The following is a 17,192-nucleotide window of genomic DNA, read 5'->3' as shown; positions in this document are numbered from 1 at the left end:
ACTAGGCGACGAACGCGTACCGGCCGGACGCGACCCGCACCAGCACCACGCCGTCCTCGGTCGAGACGCCCTCGACGCCCTCGACGTGCGCCAGCGGGCGGCCGCGCTCGGTGACGGCGTCGGGCCCGGACGCGGGCAGCCGTACCGTCGCCGTCGAGCCGACGGGGACGGTCACGTCCAGCCGGAGCCGGTCGCCGGTACGCCGCCACTCGCTGGCCACCCTGCCGTAGGGCGTCCGGACCGACGCCGCCGCCCGGTCCAGGTGCCCGGTGACCGCGGGGGCGATCGTGATGTCCCGGAACCCGGTCTCGGGCGACGCCTGGATGCCGGCGACGTGCTGGTAGAACCAGTCGTCCACGGTGCCCAGGAAGTAGTGCCCGTACGAGCGTGCCTCCAGCGACCAGTGCTCCCACATGGAGGTGGCGCCGTGCTCGATCATGTAGCCCCAGCTCGGGTACCGGGTCTGGGTGGCCAGCTCGTAGGCGACGTCGGCGTGCCCGTGCCGGGTCAGCACCGGCAGCAGCCACTTGGTGCCCAGCACCCCGGTGTTGAGCGTGGTGCCCTTGGCGCGCACGTCCGCGACGATGCTGTCGACCACCCGCTGCGTCGTGGCGGCGTCGGGCACCAGGCCGAACTCGACGGCGAGCACGTTGTGCGTCTGCCGGTACCCGCGGTCGCCGTCGCCCCGGTAGTACCCGGCGTCGGTGTCCAGGAACTCGGCGTTGAACGCGGCCTTGACCGTGGCGGCGTTCCGGGCGAAGTGCTCGACGTCGGCGGCCTTGCCGAGGAACCCGGCGCTGCGCCGCATGAACAGCGTCATCGAGTACAGGAACGCCGTGGCCGAGACCCGCAGGTCCTCCGGCGCGTTGCCGCCCGCGGGGCTCGCCTCCGGGCTGACCCAGTCGCCGAGCCGCGCGTCCGGCACGATGCCGCCGTCGGACCGGTCGAACTCGAGGTCGACGTACCGCTTCATGCCGTCGTAGCACTCGGTCAGCACGCGCCGGTCGGCGCCGTACTGGTAGAGCCACCAGGGGATCATCACGTAGGCCGCGTGCCACGGCGGGCACACGCCCCACTCGCCCCAGTCGCCGGAGCTCGGCGCGATGACCAGCGGCCGGCCCTGCTCGTCCCGGGTCTCGTGGACGTCGCGCAGCCACTTGGCGAACAGCTCGTGCACGTCGAGGTTCAGCAGGAACATCTCCGCGCCGACGGCGGCGTCGCCGGTCCAGCCGTTCTTCTCGAACATCGGGGTGTCGGTCGGGATGCCGTGGATGTTGTTGGTCAGTGTGTCCACCACGGCCCGGTGGGTGCGGTTCATGATCTCGCTGGAGCTGTCGAACGTGCCGGTCTCCGCGGCGGCCGTGTGCACCACCTGCGCGGTGAACGCGTCCATCGGCGGCGGGCCGTCCTGCGGCCACCCGGTGACCTCGACGTACTGGAAGCCCTTGTACGAGAACCGCGGCTCCCACGTCTCCGCCTGCCCGGTGCCCGCCAGGGTGAACCGGTCGGTCTGGAACCCCGCCTGGAACCCGCCGTTGTTGCTCAGGTTCACGCGCCCGGCGGCGGTCAGCTTCTCGCCGTGCGCGGCCCGGACCGTGGCCCCGGCCGGACCCGCGACGGTATACCGCACCCAGCCCGCGAGCACGCGCGGGAACCGCACCACGTACACGCCCGGCTCGGGCTCCGTGACCTCGACGGCGGGCAGGGACTCGATCACCTTGACCGGCTGCTGCCGCTGGTTCACCAGCACGCCGCGCGGCCCGGGCCGCACGGTGGCGGCGGCCCACGCGTCGTCGTCGAACCCGGCCGTGTCCCAGCCCGGCAGGGTGCGGCGCGCGTCGTACGTCTCGCCGCCGTAGAGGTCGTCGAACACCGTGGGGCCCGCGTGGATCCGCCAGGTCCCGTCCGTGACCACCTGCTCGACGCCGCCGTCGGCGTACTCCAGGTGCAGCACCGCCCGGACCACGGGCTCGTCGTGCCACGGCGGCGCCTCCCACCGCCACACGTTGCCGCCCGTCATGCCGTAGAAGCCGCGGCCGAGCTCGACGCCCAGCGCGTTGCGGCCCTGCAGCAGCCCGCGCGTCAGGTCGGTGGCCGTGTACTGCACGGTGTCGTCGTAGTCGGAGAACCCCGGCGCGAGCACCTGGTCGTCGGCGGGCCGGCCGTTCAGCGAGACGTGCGCGTACCCGCCCGCGGCCAGGTAGAGCGTGGCGCGCCGCAGGCCCGCCCTGACCTCGACCTCCTTGCGCAGCAGCGGCGCCGGCAGCGGGTCCGGCATCGGCAGGCGCACCCCGCTGCCCCAGGGCCCGGAGCCGTAGGTCGCGATCTGGGCGGCCTGCCCCCAGCCGGAGTCGTCGAGGTCCGGCCGGGCGAAGTCCGCCTCGAAGGTGGTGGCGGCCTTCCAGTCGTCCCCGCTGGTCACGGTGGCGGAGGTTCCGTCCGAGAACGTGAGGCGGACGACGGCGAGCACGGCGCCGGCGCTCACGGCGTCGTTGGCGCCGCGCACCGCGAGCACGGTGTCGCTGCCGGGCGCGCCGGTCAGGTCGGCCGTGTAGAAGCGGGCCGACTGCCAGCCGTTCTCGGTGGGCTCGGTGCCGCCCACCTCGGCGCCGTCCACCCAGAGCGTGAACGCGTCGTCGGCGGTGATCAGCACCTCGGCCTGTGTGGCCGCCGTGCCCGCGGGCGCGGACCGGGTGATCCGGAACGCCCGGTCCTGGCCGGGCAGCTCGCCCTCGGCGGCCCACATCCAGGCGGCGTCGTCGAACCGCAGGTCGGTCACCTGGTCCGGGCCGCGCTCGTTGCCGATCCACTCGGCCCCGGCCCAGTCGGCGTCGGCGTACAGCCCGGTGCGGAACGACGACGTCGTGGTGCTCCGGCCGCGGTTGGTCACCACGTCCACCCGCCAGGTGTGCTCCGTCGCGGGGGCCAGCGCGGGACCCGCGTACTCGACGTTCGCGGACTCCCGGGACGGCACGACGCCGCTGTCCCACACCTGGCGCGGGCGCGGCCCGCGGGTGCTGACCCGCAGCCGGTACGACTCCTGCTCCACGCCGCGCCGGCCGGACTCGACGGTCCACGAGAACCGGGGCCGGTCGACGTCGATGCCGAGCGGGCTCGTCTTCTTCTCGACGAGGGGGTCGGCCAGGCGGACGTCGCCCCCGGCCTCGTGCGGCCGGGGCGCGGCGGGGAACACGGCTGCCGTCGACGCGACGCCGGCGGTCTTCAGGAACGTTCTGCGGTCCAGGGCCATGACGCCTCCAAGCGGCTGCGATCGGGTGAGAAGCGAGCTTCGTTGCAACGTTTCAACCACGCGTGCGTCAGTTTAGGGGTGATTTGTCGCCTTGGGCCAGGGGTCGCGAAACTGCCGACCATGCAGTTGGTGCCAGTTCTGCGGCCGTCCTGGCAGCAGGTGCATGGTCGGTAGGACGTCAGCCGGCGGCCGGGAACGCCTTCCCCGGGTTCAGCAGCCCGCGCGGGTCCAGCGCGTCCTTGACCGCCCGGTGCATCGCGAGCACCGCGGGGCTCAGCTCGGCCGCAGCGCCCGGCAGCTTGAGCAGGCCGACGCCGTGCTCCCCGGTCACGGTCCCGCCCAGCGCCCGGCACTCGTCGACGATCCGGTCGAAGGCCACCTTGGCGCGGGCCTTGGCGGCGTCGTCGCCCTCGGGCGCGATGATCAGCGGGTGCAGGTTGCCGTCGCCGGCGTGCGCGATGTTGGCGATCACGACGTCGGCGTCGCGCGCGATGCGCTCGATGCGGCCCAGCATCTCCGGGACGGCGCCGCGCGGCACGCAGACGTCCTCGGTGAGCACGGGCCCCAGCCGCTCCAGTGCGGGGTAGGCCAGTCGGCGGGCCAGGAACAGCCGGTCCACCTCGTCGGGCGCGAACGCGCGCTCCACCTGCGTGCCGCCCGCCTTCTCGAAGAGGCCGGCGACCCGCTCGGCGAGCGCCTCGCCCGCGGCCCCCGGCTCGTCGACCTTGGCCAGCAGCAGTGCGGCGGCGCCCTCGGGCAGCGTCCAGTCCTGCCAGTCGGCGACGGCGCGCAGGCAGGTGCTGTCGATGAGCTCCAGCGCGGCGGGCACGATCCCGGCGGCGGAGACGGCGGCGACCGCGTTCCCGGCGTCGGCCAGGGAGGGGAACCAGCCCACGATCGCGCGGTCCTCGCGGCCGCCCAGCGGGCGGAGCTTGAGCGTCACCTCGACGATGATGCCCAGCGTGCCCTCGGAGCCCACGAGCAGCCCCGTCAGGTCGTAGCCGGTGACGCCTTTCGCGGTGGTGCGGCCCAGCCGGGCCACTGACCCGTCGGCGAGCACCACGGTCATCCCCAGCACGTAGTCGCGCGTGACGCCGTACTTGACGCAGCACAGGCCGCCTGCGTTGGTGGCGACGTTGCCGCCGATCGTCGAGATGGCCTGGCTCGCCGGGTCCGGCGGGTACCAGAGGCCATGCTGCGCCACGTGCCGGCGCAGGTCGTCGTTGAGCACGCCCGCCTCGACGACGGCGTACCGCTCGGCCGCGTTGACCTCGCGGATACGGGTCATGCGCTCCAGCGACAGCACCACGGCGCCGGCCGTCGCGTTCGCTCCGCCCGACAGGCCCGTCCCGGCGCCGCGTGGCACCACGGGGGCCCTGTGCTCGCCGGCGATCCGGACGGTCGTGACGACGTCCTCCAGGCTCGTGGCCAGCACGACGGCGGCCGGCGTCGTGTACTCGGCCCATTCGGCGTCGTCGTGGGCGTAGCGCTCGACGTCGGGGCCGCCGGTGAGCACGGCGCCGTCGGGCAGGGCGGTCTGCAGGGCCGCGGCCAGCGCGGACGATTCGTCACGGGTCATCGTCTCGGATCGTACGCGCGGCGGCCGCGGTGGGTCGCACCCGCCCGGGCTCACGGGATCAGGATGGCGCGCCCCCGCACCCGGCCCGCGTCCAGGTCGTCGATGGCCGACTGGAAGTCGTCGAGCGCGTACTTCGCCGTGTGCAGCGTGACCGCGCCGCGGGCGGCGAGCACCATCAGCTCGCACAGGTCGTTGTACGACCCCACCAGGTTGCCGACGATGTTGATCTCGCTGGAGATGACGTCGATCGTGGGCACGTCGATGTTCTCGCCGTACCCGACCACGTGGTAGTCGCCGGCCTCGCGCAGCATCCGCAGCCCCTCCGACGTCGCTCCGCCCTCGCCGACGAAGTCGATCACCACCTCGGCGCCGTGCCCGCCGGTCAGCGCGAGCACCGCGTCCACGTGCCCGCCGTCGGCCACGATGCCGTGGTGGGCGCCGATCTCCCGGGCGAGCTTGACCGCGTCGGCGTTGCGGTCGACGACGATCAGCTCGGCCGGGGTGAGCGCCCTCAGCACCTGGATGCCGATGTGCCCCAGGCCGCCGGCGCCGATCACCACGCACCGGTCGCGGGGCGTCAGCCGCCGGGCCGCCTTCGCGGCGGCGTGGTACGCCGTCAGGCCGGCGTCGGCGAGCGCGGCGACGTCGGCGGGCTCCAGCGAGTCGTCGATCCGCACCACGCTGCGCGCCGAGGTGCGCAGGTACTCGGCGTACCCGCCGTTCGTGTCGATGCCGGGGAAGTCGCTCGTCTCGCAGTGCACGTCGTCGCCCGACCGGCAGGCCCGGCACAGGCCGCAGGTGATCAGCGGGTGCACGATCACCTTGTCGCCCTCGGCGACGTTCGTCACCGCGCTGCCGACGGCGTGCACCCACCCCGCGTTCTCGTGCCCGATCGTGTACGGCAGCACCACCTGGGACTTCTGCGCCCACTGCCCCTCGAGGATGTGCAGGTCGGTGCGGCACACCCCCGCCCCGCCGATCTTCACGACGACGTCGAACGGCCCGCGGGGCTCGGGGACGGCGACCTCGGTCAGCTCCAGGTTCCGGTGGTAGCCGACCACCTGGACGGCGCGCATCGTGCTCATGGGGTGTGCTCCTTCATGGGGGACTGGTCCTTCTCCGAACCGGGGTAGCGGGTGCGCAGCAGCCCGCGGCAGAAGTGGGCGTTGCCGTCCACGGAGATGCGCGTGGACCGGGCCCGGCGCAGCACGAGGGGCACCTGCTCGGGCGCGTGGCCGACGCCGTCGTGGTCCACCAGCACCAGCGCGTCGGCGGCGTTGGACAGCCCGACCGCCGCGCGCCGGCGGAGCAGCGCCGCCGTCGTCGCGTCGCCGGGAAGGTCCCAGAGACGGATCTCGGCCAGCTCGGTCTCCGGCAGGTCCGGGCGCTCTCGGAGTACCGCGGTCAGCGCCCGCTCCATCGCCGCCGTGTGGGCCTTGCGGCGGAACGTCTCGCGCAGCTCGTCGAGGCCCTCCTCCGCCTCGTGCCGGAAGGTGCCCCGGTACCCGGCGTCGGCGGCCAGGCCCGCGTTGATGATCGCCGAGTCGTGGTGGTCGTCGAGCTCGACGACCACGTGGGTCGCGCCGGGCAGGGTGGCCAGGGCGTCCTTGCTGTCGGACGCCATCAGGTAGGCGAAGTTCGGCGAGCAGAACGACGTCGGCAGGCGCAGGTGCACCTCGACGCGGCCGCCGTCGAGCGCGACCGAGCGCACGAACCCGAGGTCCGTGACCGGCTGGTCGAGCTCGGGGTCCATGACGGCGTCCAGCGCGCGGCGCACGTCGGCCTCGGTCGGGGCGGGGGCGGGTGCCCGGGTCAGCGTGCTCATCGCGCCACCGCCAGATCCGCCTGCTCCGGCTCGCGCGGGCCGGAGTCGGGCTCGTCGGCGTCGGGCAGCCGCAGCTCCTCTGGCACCTCGATCCCGTACATCTTCGCGGCGTTCAGGCCGAGGATCTTCTTCTTCTGCGCCGTCGTGATCGGCCCGTACTCGGCGGACATGTCCTCCGGGATCTGGAAGTCCACGAACGCCTCGACCAGCCAGCGCGGCGTCCACAGCGCGTAGTCGGAGGAGAACTGGATGCGGTCCTCGCCCACCCAGTACAGGAGCTCGCCCATGATCTGCGCGAAGTAGCGGGGCCGCGTGTGGATGAACGGCATCGCGACCGCCAGGCCGCCGTGCACGTTCGGCTCCTGCGTGGCTATCCAGCAGAAGTCCTCCAGCCGCGGCAGGCCCACGTGCTCCACCACGAAGTTCAGGTCCGTGAAGTCGGAGGCCACGTGGTCGATGTCGGCCACGTCGAACGCGTCCCGGTCCAGCGGCCGGATGGTCGGGCCCTTGTGGACGTGGATGTTGGTGATGCCCAGCTCGCGGCACGCCTCGATGTACCGGTACGCCCACGGGTCGCTGAGCTTGTACCCGCGCGACTCGCCGTGCCACTCCGCCGTGTAGAGCTTCACGCCCTTCAGGTTCATCCGCTCGGCGTCGGCCCGCAGCCGGTCGAGGCCCGCCTCACCGTTGCGCGGGTCGAAGTGATGGTTGTACGTCAGGCGCCCGGGGTTGGCCTGGGCCAGGGCGAACGCCTCCTCGGTCTGCCCGAACCCGTTGACGTAGAACTCGCCCAGGTGCGCCGGCTGGAAGATCGCGTGGTCCACGTAGCCGTGCTCGAACACGTCCCGCATGAGGCGCTCGCCGCCCTGGTAGAGGTACTGCTCGTACGGCCACTTCTCCGCCTCCGGCGACAGGTTCGAGTGGTAGTCGTAGAAGCAGTCGATGAACTGCTTGCCATGGATGTTGCGCTGGTTCTCCGGCCGCGCGTCCCACAGGGCGATGTGCGCGTCGACGATGAAGTAGCGCTCGCCGTCCTTGGTGTACATGCTGTTCTCCGTCCTCGGTGACCTCGTCGACACCGACTGCCGCGAACGTATGCGCGGGCCGGGCGGTATGGCAGGGGTCCGGTGTCTCAATCTGAGACGGCGGCCCGACGGCGGCATGCGGGGCCCGGCGGTAGCGTGGCCCGCACGCCAGAACGGACCGACGGAGGCTCGGATGCGCGAGGGGCACCTGCCCGAGCGGGCACGCCTGCACGACGCACCGGTCGTGACCATGCCGCAGCGCCTGCTCGACTCCTGGCAGCGCAGCGAGGAGTACGGCGTCCCGCTGGAGGACGTCGAGCCGGTGTTCACCGGCACCTACGACGACGAGTCGCTGTTCTACCGGTGCGGCCAGGAGGTGCTGACCAACCTGCACCGCACGCTCGTCGACGAACCGGTCAGCCTGATGCTCACCGACGCCGACGGCCTGGTGCTCAACCGGCTCAGCGGCGACAGCTCCCTGCTGCGCGCCCTGGACGCCGTGCACCTGGCGCCCGGGTTCTCCTACGCCGAGCGCGAGGCCGGCACCAACGGGCTCGGGCTGGCGCTCGCGGACCGCGCTCCCACCGTGGTGCGCGCCGAGCAGCACTACGCCCTGAGCCTGTGCACCTACACGTGCGCCGCCGCGCCCGTGCTCGACCCGCTGACCGGGCGGGTGGAGGGCGCCGTCAACCTCACCACCTGGTCGGACACGTCGAACGACCTGCTGCTGGCACTCGCCCAGTCGGCCGCCGGTACCACGGCCGCGCTGATGCTCGCCCGGTCCCGCGGGCAGCACCCGCGGCCGCAGCCGCGCGGCGAGGTCTTTCGGATCGAGAAGCCCCGGCTGGAGCCGGGCGCCGGCACCCTGGACGGACTGTCCGCGCCGTGGGCCGATTCGCTCGCGCGGGCGAGCTCGGGCGTGGCGGAGGGGCGCGTCGTCGCGGCGGTCGGTGAGCCCGGGTCCGGCCGGGCCACGCTGCTCGCCCAGGCCCAGCGGTCGGTGCGGCCGGGGGACCGGATCCTCGCCGCCCGGGCGCCCGCGCCGCAGGACATCGACGCCTGGCTCGACCTCTGGACCCCCGAGCTCGACAAGCCGCACACCGCCGTCATCCTGCGCGGGGTCGAGAGTCTGCCGCTCTGGGCCGCCGAGCGGCTGCGCGACCTGGTGCTCGCCGCCCGCGCGCACGGTGGCGACGACGCGGCCCGGCGCGTCGGGTTCGCGATCACCGCCGAGAGCTTCGAGGGCATCCCCGCCCCGCTGGCGTCCCTGGTCGGGTCCCTGGTGGAGGTACCGCCGCTGCGCGACCGGCCTGACGACGTGCTCCCGCTGGCCCGGCAGGTCGCGCGCCGGCTGCGCGGCCACGAGATCACGTTCACGCGTGCGGCCGAGCGCGCGCTCGGCAACCACCCGTGGCCGGGCAACGTGCGCGGGCTGACCGACGCCGTCCGCTTCGCGGCGGCCCGGTCCGACGTCGTCGACGTGGCGCACCTGCCGCCCGGCGTCCTGTCCGGGACGTCCCGCCGGCTGTCGCGGATCGAGGCGTTCGAGCGGGACGAGATCGTGCGGGTGCTCAGCCGGCACGGCACGTCCATGCAAGCGGCGGCCGACGAGCTCGGCATGAGCCGGGCGACGGTGTACCGGAAGGTCGCGCAGTACGGGATCCAGGTGCCGCGGGGGTAGCCGCCGTCGATGGCGTGCCGAGCCCCGATACTCTGTCCGCTGCCTGGTCAGGGCCCCTTTCCCAGACGGAGATCATCAATGCAGAACGACCAGCTGGTCGCCCCGGTCGCAGCCAAAGTCATCTCGTCCTATCTCACGTGCGAGGTGGCCACCGTCTCGCGGTCGGGCACCCCGGTCGCGTGGCCGGTCTCGGGTGTGTGGCGGCCCGACGACGGGACGTTCGTGCTGTCGACGTCGATCGGGTTCGCCCAGAAGGCCCTCAACGTGCGGCGGGACCCGCGCGTCGCCGTGCTCTTCTCGGACCCCACGGGCAGCGGCCTCGACCAGGTGGGGCAGGTGCTGCTCCAGGGAGAGGCCGAGTGCCCGGACGAGGTCGTGACCTCGTTCGCGCGCAACGCCGACCTGTGGCGGCGGATCGCGGCGGCCCAGCCGTCGTCGCGCGCCCTGTCGACCGGGCGGCTGGCCCGGCGTCTTCTCGACGTCTACTACATGCGGCTGATCATCACGGTGACGCCCGCCGCCGTCGCGGTGCGGGAGCCGCTGCCGGACACCGTCCGGCCGCTCTCGGTCCCGGCGATGCCGGGCCTGCCCGCGCCGTTCGCCAAGGAGCTGGGCGACTTCACCAGCGGGGTCCTGGCCCGGCTGGACGACGCCGGTCTGCCGACCCTCGACCGGGTGGTCCCCGAGGCCGTCGACGGCGGCCTGCTGGTGCCCGGCACCGACGCGCGGCCGGGCCCGGCGAGCCTGCTGTTCCACCGCCACGACGAGCTGCTGGCCGGGAACCGCAGCCTCGTCGTGCTGGGCGAGCTCGTCGAGGGCGACCAGGGCCTGGTGTTCCGTCCGGAGCGGGTCGTGGACGGGGTGCGGACCGCGGGCCTGCTGACGCCGTTCCGGTTCGTGCGGGGCCTGCGCGCCCGGGCGGCGGCTTACCTCGCGAAGCGCGGCCTGGAGCGGCCGCAGGTGGCCTGGGAGGAGCTCGGCGCGATCCACGCGACGATCGACGCGGCTCGATGACTTTGCGTGCGGAAGTTCCCCCGCGCAGGCAGGCTGGACCGTGACGGGGACGCCGATAGGGCGTCCGCGAGACAGGGGGAATCGCATGAACCGGATCAAGAGGACGCTTGCCGCGGTGGCAGGACTGACGCTGGTGGCGACCGTGCTCACGGCGGCACCTGCCAGCGCGTGGACCCGCGTGGCCGGGCACTGCGTGGGGGATCGGGTCGACCGCTGCGTGTCGATCCGGCAGAACTCCAACGGGACCGTCTACGTGCGCGGATCGGTGTCGGACGACGCCAGCCGGCCGGGCGACTACGTCGTACGGATCGTGGAGACCGACATCACGATCACCAAGGACTGGACGAACCCGCCCAGCATCACGTTCTACCCGGTGAAGCAGAACTTCCCCTACGAAGACGTCTCGGACGCCCTGGCGACACCCGCGTTCGACATGTCCTGCGGCACGGACGTGGTCGGCAGCGCGAAGCTCCAGTGGAAGCCCAAGTCGGGTGGTTCCGTGGAGACCGGCTGGGTGCACGTGAGCGCCACCGTCTGCTGATCTCCGGACGGGTCTCAGTCCTCGCGCCGGGGCTTGGAGGAGCGCAGCCGCTTGGTGTCCGAGCGCTGCTTCTTGGCGGTCAGCCGCCGTTCCTGCGAGCCCCGGGTGGCCCGCGTGGCGCGGCGCGCCTTCGGGCCGGGAGCCAGCGCGTCGGCGACGAGCGCGGCGAGGCGCAGGGCGGCAGCGTCTCTGTTGCGCCGCTGCTCCCGGTTCTCCGAGGCGACGACGGTCAGGACGCCGTCCACGAGCCGGCTCGCCAGCCGCTCGGTGAGCCGGGCGCGCTGGGTGTCGTGCAGGACGGCGGACCGGCCGACGTCCCAGGACAGCTCGACGCGCGAGTCCGTCGTGTTGACGCCCTGGCCGCCCGGCCCGGAGGCGCGGGAGAACCGCTCGGTGAGCTCGGCCCGGGGGATCGTCAGGGCGGGGGTGACGGGAAGGCCGGGGCGGACGGGGGAGGGCATGTGGCTATCGTCCCGCACTGGTCGCACTACATGACGTACCGCTGGCCGCGCACAGCGGGACGTCACTCGTCGTCGGCCAGCCGTAGCGGGCCGACGGCGACCCGAGCCAGCTCACCGATCGCGGCGTCGACCCGGGGCAGGTGCCGCTCCGGCCGGGCGGCACGGGTCAGCACCACGACGCCGACCGGGTGCTCGTGCGGAAAGCGCACCACCGCCGCCTCGTGCCGTAGGCGGCCGAGGGAACCGGTCTTGCCGAGCAGCAGGACGTCGTCGTGCGGGAATCCACTGCCGATCCGGTGCCGCCATGCCTGGTGGGCCAGCGCGTCGCGCACCGTGTCGTGGGGCCCGCCCGGGCGCGACCACAGCAGGCGCAGCACCTGCGCGAGCTGCGCCGCCGTCGCCGCGCTCGCCAGGGCCGGGTCGTACTGGGAGGTCTCTGCGGCCCGGTCGGGGTCGGCGAGCACTCGCTGGGCGGCGGCCCAGCCGTCGGTCCCGGTGTCCCGCAGGACGGCGCGCGTCTCCTCGGCGGACCCCTGCCGTACCAGGGACTCCGGGAGCCCGAGCCGCGCCAGGTGCTCGTGCGCCCGGTCGCGGCCCACCAGGTCCAGCACGGCGTCGCCGCACGCGTTGTCCGACACGGCGAGCATCAGCCGGACGGCGTCGCGTGCGCTCAGGGTGACGTCGTCCAGCAGCATCGCCACGCCCGTCGGGCCGGGCATCCGGTTCGGTGCCGCGAGGCGGACCGGCTGGTCCGCCGCGAGCCGGCCCTCGGCGACGAGGTCCGCCCAGACCAGGGCGAGCGGCAGCTTGTAGAGGGAGGCGATCGCGACCGGCTCGGTGGCGACGAGAGACGTCGTCCCGGGCGGGCCGGTCAGCCGGGTCGCGTGGACGTGGGCCGTGACACCGGCGTCGCGGGCGATGGCCCGGAGGGCCGCGACGGTGTCCGGGGCGGCGGGTGTCATCGGGTCGGGCCGGGCAGGGTCGTCTGCCGCGGGCCGTTCGACGCCGCCCCGAGGCCCGCTGCGATCGCCCCGGCCACCGCGTCGTGGTCCACCTCGGGCCGCCGTCGCGTGACGTGGGGCAGCACGACGCGGAGCCGCAGCGGCGGGCACGCCGGCCCGGCCGCGCCGTCCACGACGGGTGACAGCCCTACCGCCGTACCCGCCGCGATCAGTGCCTGACGCTGGGCGGCATCCCGCGCCTCGACGACGGCGCCGCTGTGCCCGGCCCGCCGTAGTGCGTCCACGAGCTGGTCGTGCGCCGGCGGCTGGTGATGTCGTGGCGGGACGGCGACGGGGAGAGTGACCTGCGCAAGGACTGTGCCCTCGTCCCCGGCCGGCTCGGCGCCGACCAGCCGGGTCGGCACCACCAGCACCTCGCCCGCGGTGAGGCCGTCGTGCACCCCCGGGTGCCGCACCACGCCGACGTCGAGCAGCCCGTCCCGCAGCAGGTCGACCAGCTCGACGCTGCCCGCGACGGTCGGTGCCACGGCCGTCCCGTCGGCGGCGAGGTCGCGCAGGAGTCCCGGCACGGCGTCCTCCAGGTCGGCGGCGATGCCGAGGCGCACCTGCTCGGGCAGGGCGAGGTCGCGGGCGGCGGCAACGAGATCGTCGGCGGCGTCGAGGAGGTCGCGCGCGGCGGGGAGGAGCTGCCGCCCGGCAGCGGTGATCCGTACGCTGCGCGCGTCCCGGTCGAACAGGCGCACGCCGAGGTGCCGCTCCAGGCGGCGGATCCCCTGGGACAGAGGCGGCTGCGTCATGCCGAGGTCGGCGGCGGCGTTGCCGAAGTGCCGCACGTCGGCGACGGCGCGGAAGAAGCCCAGGTGCCGCAGCAGGTCCACCTCGGGAGCGTAACCGGGCACCATATCGAGATCGACTCGGGTCACGTCCACAAGACTCTTTGACTCTCCCGACGCCGTCCGCGGAGGGTGTGCGTCATGACGACACCCACCTCCCCGACGCGGGGCCTCAGCCGCCGCGCCCTCATGACCAGCGCCGGCACCGCAGCTCTCGGTGTGCTCGGCGGCGTCGCCGGAACCCGCGCGCTGGCGGCGGACGCCGCCCCGGCGTCCGAGACCCGGCCGGCCGCCGCGCCGAGCGGGTTCGCCTCGTTCTCCTGGCTCGGCACCTCGGGCTGGAAGATCCGGACGCCGGCCACGACCGTCCTGCTCGACCCGTACGTGACGCGGTTCGACACCGGCCTCGCCGCGGGCAGGTTCGCCGCGACCGCCAGGCTGAGGGTCGACGCCGCTGCCCTCGACCGCGCGCTGGGCCGGGCCGGCTCGGCAGACGGTGTCGTCGACTCGATCCTGGTGACCCACACCCACTGGGACCATTTCGCCGACGTGCCGCACCTGGCCCGTACCCGCGGCGCCATGGTCTTCACGACGCTGACCGGCTACCACCTGGCCCTGGCCATGGGTGTGCCGCAGGGGCAGCTCGCCGTGGTGCGCGGCGGCGAGGAGATGCGCCTGGGTGATCTGGTGGTGCGGGTCGTGCCGTCGCTGCACAGCCGGACCGCGACCGGTGCGCTCCTGTTTCCCGGCGTTCGCACCCAGAGGCCGGCTCGGCCGCGGACGATCGCCGACCTGCCCGAGGGCGACACCCTGTCCTACCTGTTGCGGTCGCCGCAGGGCAGGTCCGTGCTGCTGCTCGGCGGCAGCGACTACGACGACCAGGCGCTGCGGGGCCTGCGCGTCGACACCGTGGCGTTGCCCGTGCCGAGCACCGACGTGACCGCCGGCTATGCGGAACGCCTGCTGACCGTGCTGGACCAGCCCGAGCAGATCGTCCTGGTGCACTGGGACGACTTCGAGACGCCGCTGGCCAACCCGCCGCGCACCAGCGATGCCACCCGGACCCGGATGCGCGACCTCACCGAGCAGATCCGCCGGCTCTCACCGCGCACGCGGGTCGTCGAGCCGGAGTACGGGACGCCGCTCGACCTCCTGTGACCGGGGCGGGGCGCTGCGGGTGACGGGACGTCGGTTCGGTGCTGCGTCTGTCAGCTGGGGTGGGCCCAGGAGAGGTCGGGCCTTTGGGACCAGGGGCGGGCTCGGCCGGACGGCCGGTTGGCTGGCCGGTTGAGCGGTTGATGGGCCAGGTGTGATTGCTGCGCCGGGCGTAGTTGGCGGGGCGGCGGGCTCGGCCGGTACGGGATCGGGCCGCGGGCCGGTGCGGTCTGGCAGCCGATCGAGTAGCGGCTGCGTGGGATGCGACCGGGCGCGGGGCCGGTCATGCCGACCGCGGGGGTCCAGGGTGGGGTCGCGGTCCGGTCGCGGGTCGGCGAGGCGTCCGGAACATGGTCGGACCCGCCCGTCGCTGACGCGAGAGCCGCCGTTACGGGGTTCCCGGCCTGGTCGGGGTCGAGGGCCGGTCCCGATACTGCGGTTGCGGGCGCGTCACCGGGCGTCTCGGCATCTGCGACGGGTGCCGGCCGGTCTGCCGACGCGTTGCCGAGCCTGTCAGTGCCCGTGATCGGTGCTACCTCACGCGCTGAGGCAGTGGCACGCACCGAGGGCACGCCAGGCGCGGAGGACGCGTCACGCGCGGGTGCCGTGACCCGTGTCCTGGCCGGTGTAGGTGGCGCGGGCGCGACCGAGACATAGGTGTGCCCTGTGGGGGTGATGGTCTCGACCGCGTGGAGGCCGTTGAGGTCGGTGGTCTTCTGGGACCAGCCGGGGGCCTGCTTCGCGTGATTGCACCTGGCACAAAGGCCTTGCCCGTTGTCGAGGCTGGTCGGGCCGCCTTCTGCGTGTGGGGTGATGTGGTCGGTGTGCCGGACCGGGGCGTCACACCACGTGGTGGCACAGATGCCCTGTTCCCTGGCCCGCAACAACGCCGCCAGGCCCTGCGGGTGGAACCGCGATGTCGAGGTCGTGGCCAGGAGCCGGCCGTGCGGGTTGACGTAGATCGACCGCAACCAGGCGGTGTCGGTCTCGATCGCGTGCGCTGCGAGATTGCGGGCCACCGGGGCCGGGACGACACCCACACCTGCGGGGGTGCCCTCGACCACCACACCCGGTTGGCCACCGGCGGCCAGGAGGGTGTCGTCGGAGACGAGCAGGTTGATCGTCACCGGCACATCATTCGCGTGACCCGGTTCGCGTCCGGTGGCGCGTTCGATGAGGGTGTCGGCCATGATCTGACCCACCCCACGACCGTCCCCGCCCGCTTTGGCGGCGTCGGCGTGGGTCTTGAGCTGGGCGTAGGCCTGGACTCCTTGGGTCATCGGTACCAGCGCGGTGAGGTAGACCATCAGGTCGGGTGCCGGGCGGATCGAGACCCGGCGTTCCGAGACCGCCTTCGCGTTGCGGTTCACACAGGCGTGCACGTCGAGTCGGGCGGCGAGTTCCTTGATCCGGGCGATCAGTCGTCGGGTGCTCATCGTCGCGAGTTCGGTCAGGTGGGTGGGGCCGCAGATCTCCTCGTCGATCAGGGCCCGGTGCTCCAGCGACAGGTGCGACGTCTCCCGCACCAACAGCGTGGACCGCCACTGCGAGAGGACCCCGGTCTGCAGGGCGGTGAACGTGTGGGGCATCTGGGTGACCCAGACCCGAGACGTGCTGACGAACCCGGCCCCTGCGTGCGGGCTGACCCGTAGCGCCGCGCCGACCTGGTTGGGCACACCACGCCCACGCCGCTCCGTGCGGATGCTCTGCCGGGCCTCCTCAGCGCGGGTCGCCTCGTCCAGGGCGACCGTCAGCCGGGCCTGGGTAGCGGTGACCGCGTTCTTCAGCGCCTCCAGCTCACCGAGCAGGTCCACCCACTGAGCCTGCACCACTCCGGGTACGCCGGCGGGAGTGTCAGTGGCACCAGGCAAGATCATCTCCGCCAGGACCCGCCGCACCGTCCGCACCCCTGCGACATCGACGGCCCCGCCAGTCGCGGCCGCACCGGACGTCCCGGCACGACCGGGCAGCACCGCCCCACCAGGCAGTCCCCGCTCGTTCCCGGGCAGCACCGATCGAGCAGCCTCCCTGCCTGCTCGTCCTGGTACTTCACCGGTTCGCGTCATGCCACCAACATATCGCACACCTGTACGCACCGCTCGTCGAATCGGCCCGCTCTGCCAATAGCAGAACCCGGCTGCGCGCCCTGTGGACAACCACCCGGACCGCGCCAACACGAGCTATCACCGGCACCGGCACCGGCACCAGCACCGGCACCAGCACCAGCACCAGCACCAGCACCTCACCCGCCGCCCCAGCCCGCCCCTGCACAGCAACGGACCCTTGACGCCGACGACCTAGATCCCCGCCGACCCGTCGATCGCCTCCCGGATCAGATCTGCATGCCCCAGGTGCCGGGCGTACTCCTGGACCAGGTGCAGCAGGATCCATCGCAGCGTGGCCCGCTCGCCGTCCCAGAACGGCTCCTGGGCGATCGCGTCGAGGTCCGCCTCGGCGACGACCCGCTCCGTGACCCGCTGCGCCTCGTCGAGCCAGGTCAGCAGCTGTTCGGCCGAGTCGTCCACGGCGGTGGCGAAGGTCCAGTCGGTGCGCTCCCGCTGCGCCTCGTACTGGGTGTACCAGGACGGCGTCTCGACTGTCCCCGCGAACGTCACGTTGACCCAGGCCGCCTCGATCACCGCGAGGTGCTTGAGCAGGCCGCCGAGCGTGAGCGTGCTCGGGGCGTGGCGGTAGGCGAGCAGCTCGCTGCTCAGCCCGGAGCACTTCCAGCGCAGCGTGTCGCGCTGGAAGGCGAGGATCCCGAGCAGGGTCCGCTTCTCGTCGGCGGTGAACGGGATGTCGAAGCGGTCCGCGGGGTCGGTGATCGTCCTCATCCCGGAACCGTAGCGGCGTCGGGGTGGCGACG

Annotated in this window: 14 protein-coding genes; 4 read left to right on the top strand and 10 right to left on the bottom strand. The window is 73.4% G+C overall.

Features of this window, described 5'->3' with window-relative positions; genetic code table 11:
- Position 1: 1 nt before the first annotated feature.
- The 5 genes from ACH47X_RS06645 to ACH47X_RS06625 form a co-directional block, all read right to left on the bottom strand.
- Positions 2-3,250 (bottom strand): family 78 glycoside hydrolase catalytic domain, encoded by a 3,249-nt coding sequence (locus tag ACH47X_RS06645; protein WP_397402590.1) that lies wholly within the window; start codon positions 3,248-3,250, stop codon positions 2-4.
- 178 nt (positions 3,251-3,428) lie between these two features.
- A complete protein-coding gene (locus tag ACH47X_RS06640; protein WP_397402588.1) occupies positions 3,429-4,829 on the bottom strand; it encodes an FAD-binding oxidoreductase in 1,401 nt (466 codons plus the stop codon).
- A gap of 50 nt (positions 4,830-4,879) precedes the next feature.
- Positions 4,880-5,914, bottom strand: a complete 1,035-nt coding sequence (locus ACH47X_RS06635; RefSeq protein ID WP_397402586.1) for an NAD(P)-dependent alcohol dehydrogenase — start codon at positions 5,912-5,914, stop codon at positions 4,880-4,882.
- The gene (locus ACH47X_RS06630; protein ID WP_397402584.1) at positions 5,911-6,654 is read right to left on the bottom strand and encodes an iron-sulfur cluster assembly protein; all 744 of its coding nucleotides are present in this window, start codon (positions 6,652-6,654) and stop codon (positions 5,911-5,913) included. Before ACH47X_RS06630 ends, ACH47X_RS06635 begins: the two co-directional genes overlap by 4 nt.
- The gene (locus ACH47X_RS06625) at positions 6,651-7,700 is read right to left on the bottom strand and encodes an amidohydrolase family protein (RefSeq protein WP_397402582.1); all 1,050 of its coding nucleotides are present in this window, start codon (positions 7,698-7,700) and stop codon (positions 6,651-6,653) included. Before ACH47X_RS06625 ends, ACH47X_RS06630 begins: the two co-directional genes overlap by 4 nt.
- 172 nt (positions 7,701-7,872) lie before the next feature.
- Here ACH47X_RS06625 and ACH47X_RS06620 point away from each other — a divergent pair, with 172 nt between their 5' ends.
- The 3 genes from ACH47X_RS06620 (at position 7,873) to ACH47X_RS06610 (ending at position 10,915) form a co-directional block, all read left to right on the top strand.
- Positions 7,873-9,360 carry a helix-turn-helix domain-containing protein gene (locus ACH47X_RS06620; RefSeq protein ID WP_397402580.1) on the top strand — a complete coding sequence of 496 codons (1,488 nt, stop codon included), beginning with the start codon at positions 7,873-7,875 and terminating at the stop codon, positions 9,358-9,360.
- 78 nt (positions 9,361-9,438) lie between these two features.
- The gene (locus tag ACH47X_RS06615; RefSeq protein ID WP_397402578.1) at positions 9,439-10,374 is read left to right on the top strand and encodes a pyridoxamine 5'-phosphate oxidase family protein; all 936 of its coding nucleotides are present in this window, start codon (positions 9,439-9,441) and stop codon (positions 10,372-10,374) included.
- 85 nt (positions 10,375-10,459) lie between these two features.
- Positions 10,460-10,915, top strand: a complete 456-nt coding sequence (locus ACH47X_RS06610) for a hypothetical protein (protein WP_397402576.1) — start codon at positions 10,460-10,462, stop codon at positions 10,913-10,915.
- Between the two features lie 14 nt (positions 10,916-10,929).
- On the opposite strand, the gene arfB is transcribed toward ACH47X_RS06610, so the two are convergent.
- The 3 genes from arfB to ACH47X_RS06595 form a co-directional block, all read right to left on the bottom strand.
- Entirely contained in the window at positions 10,930-11,376 is a 447-nt protein-coding gene (gene arfB, locus ACH47X_RS06605) for an alternative ribosome rescue aminoacyl-tRNA hydrolase ArfB (protein WP_397402574.1), read from the bottom strand.
- Positions 11,377-11,438: 62 nt separating this feature from the next.
- On the bottom strand, positions 11,439-12,338 hold the full coding sequence (locus tag ACH47X_RS06600; protein WP_397402572.1) for a serine hydrolase: 900 nt from the start codon (positions 12,336-12,338) through the stop codon (positions 11,439-11,441).
- Positions 12,335-13,261, bottom strand: coding sequence for a LysR family transcriptional regulator (locus ACH47X_RS06595; protein ID WP_397402570.1), 927 nt, complete (start codon positions 13,259-13,261; stop codon positions 12,335-12,337). Before ACH47X_RS06595 ends, ACH47X_RS06600 begins: the two co-directional genes overlap by 4 nt.
- Positions 13,262-13,312: 51 nt before the next feature.
- On the opposite strand from ACH47X_RS06595, the gene ACH47X_RS06590 reads away from it, so the two are divergent.
- Entirely contained in the window at positions 13,313-14,329 is a 1,017-nt protein-coding gene (locus tag ACH47X_RS06590) for an MBL fold metallo-hydrolase (RefSeq protein ID WP_397402568.1), read from the top strand.
- A gap of 50 nt (positions 14,330-14,379) precedes the next feature.
- Here ACH47X_RS06590 and ACH47X_RS06585 read toward each other — a convergent pair whose 3' ends face one another.
- Positions 14,380-16,203, bottom strand: a complete 1,824-nt coding sequence (locus ACH47X_RS06585) for an HNH endonuclease (protein WP_397402887.1) — start codon at positions 16,201-16,203, stop codon at positions 14,380-14,382.
- 420 nt (positions 16,204-16,623) lie between these two features.
- A complete protein-coding gene (locus ACH47X_RS06580) occupies positions 16,624-17,160 on the bottom strand; it encodes a DinB family protein (RefSeq protein WP_397402566.1) in 537 nt (178 codons plus the stop codon).
- Between the last annotated feature and the right edge of the window lie 32 nt (positions 17,161-17,192).

Origin of the sequence: Promicromonospora kroppenstedtii (genome assembly GCF_044389675.1) — a bacterium.
GTDB classification, from domain to species: domain Bacteria; phylum Actinomycetota; class Actinomycetes; order Actinomycetales; family Cellulomonadaceae; genus Promicromonospora; species Promicromonospora kroppenstedtii.
Note: the sequence above shows the minus strand (reverse complement) of the source record. Positions and strands in the feature narration are given on the sequence as shown.

Excerpts from the sequence above, each read along its gene's own strand:
- ACH47X_RS06645 (WP_397402590.1), bottom strand. The coding sequence starts at position 3,250 with ATGGCCCTGGACCGCAGAACGTTCCTGAAGACCGCCGGCGTCGCGTCG.
- ACH47X_RS06640 (WP_397402588.1), bottom strand. The coding sequence starts at position 4,829 with ATGACCCGTGACGAATCGTCCGCGCTGGCCGCGGCCCTGCAGACCGCC.
- ACH47X_RS06635 (WP_397402586.1), bottom strand. The coding sequence starts at position 5,914 with ATGAGCACGATGCGCGCCGTCCAGGTGGTCGGCTACCACCGGAACCTG.
- ACH47X_RS06630 (WP_397402584.1), bottom strand. The coding sequence starts at position 6,654 with ATGAGCACGCTGACCCGGGCACCCGCCCCCGCCCCGACCGAGGCCGAC.
- ACH47X_RS06625 (WP_397402582.1), bottom strand. The coding sequence starts at position 7,700 with ATGTACACCAAGGACGGCGAGCGCTACTTCATCGTCGACGCGCACATC.
- ACH47X_RS06620 (WP_397402580.1), top strand. The coding sequence starts at position 7,873 with ATGCGCGAGGGGCACCTGCCCGAGCGGGCACGCCTGCACGACGCACCG.
- ACH47X_RS06615 (WP_397402578.1), top strand. The coding sequence starts at position 9,439 with ATGCAGAACGACCAGCTGGTCGCCCCGGTCGCAGCCAAAGTCATCTCG.
- ACH47X_RS06610 (WP_397402576.1), top strand. The coding sequence starts at position 10,460 with ATGAACCGGATCAAGAGGACGCTTGCCGCGGTGGCAGGACTGACGCTG.
- arfB (WP_397402574.1), bottom strand. The coding sequence starts at position 11,376 with ATGCCCTCCCCCGTCCGCCCCGGCCTTCCCGTCACCCCCGCCCTGACG.
- ACH47X_RS06600 (WP_397402572.1), bottom strand. The coding sequence starts at position 12,338 with ATGACACCCGCCGCCCCGGACACCGTCGCGGCCCTCCGGGCCATCGCC.
- ACH47X_RS06590 (WP_397402568.1), top strand. The coding sequence starts at position 13,313 with ATGACGACACCCACCTCCCCGACGCGGGGCCTCAGCCGCCGCGCCCTC.
- ACH47X_RS06585 (WP_397402887.1), bottom strand. The coding sequence starts at position 16,203 with ATGATCTTGCCTGGTGCCACTGACACTCCCGCCGGCGTACCCGGAGTG.
- ACH47X_RS06580 (WP_397402566.1), bottom strand. The coding sequence starts at position 17,160 with ATGAGGACGATCACCGACCCCGCGGACCGCTTCGACATCCCGTTCACC.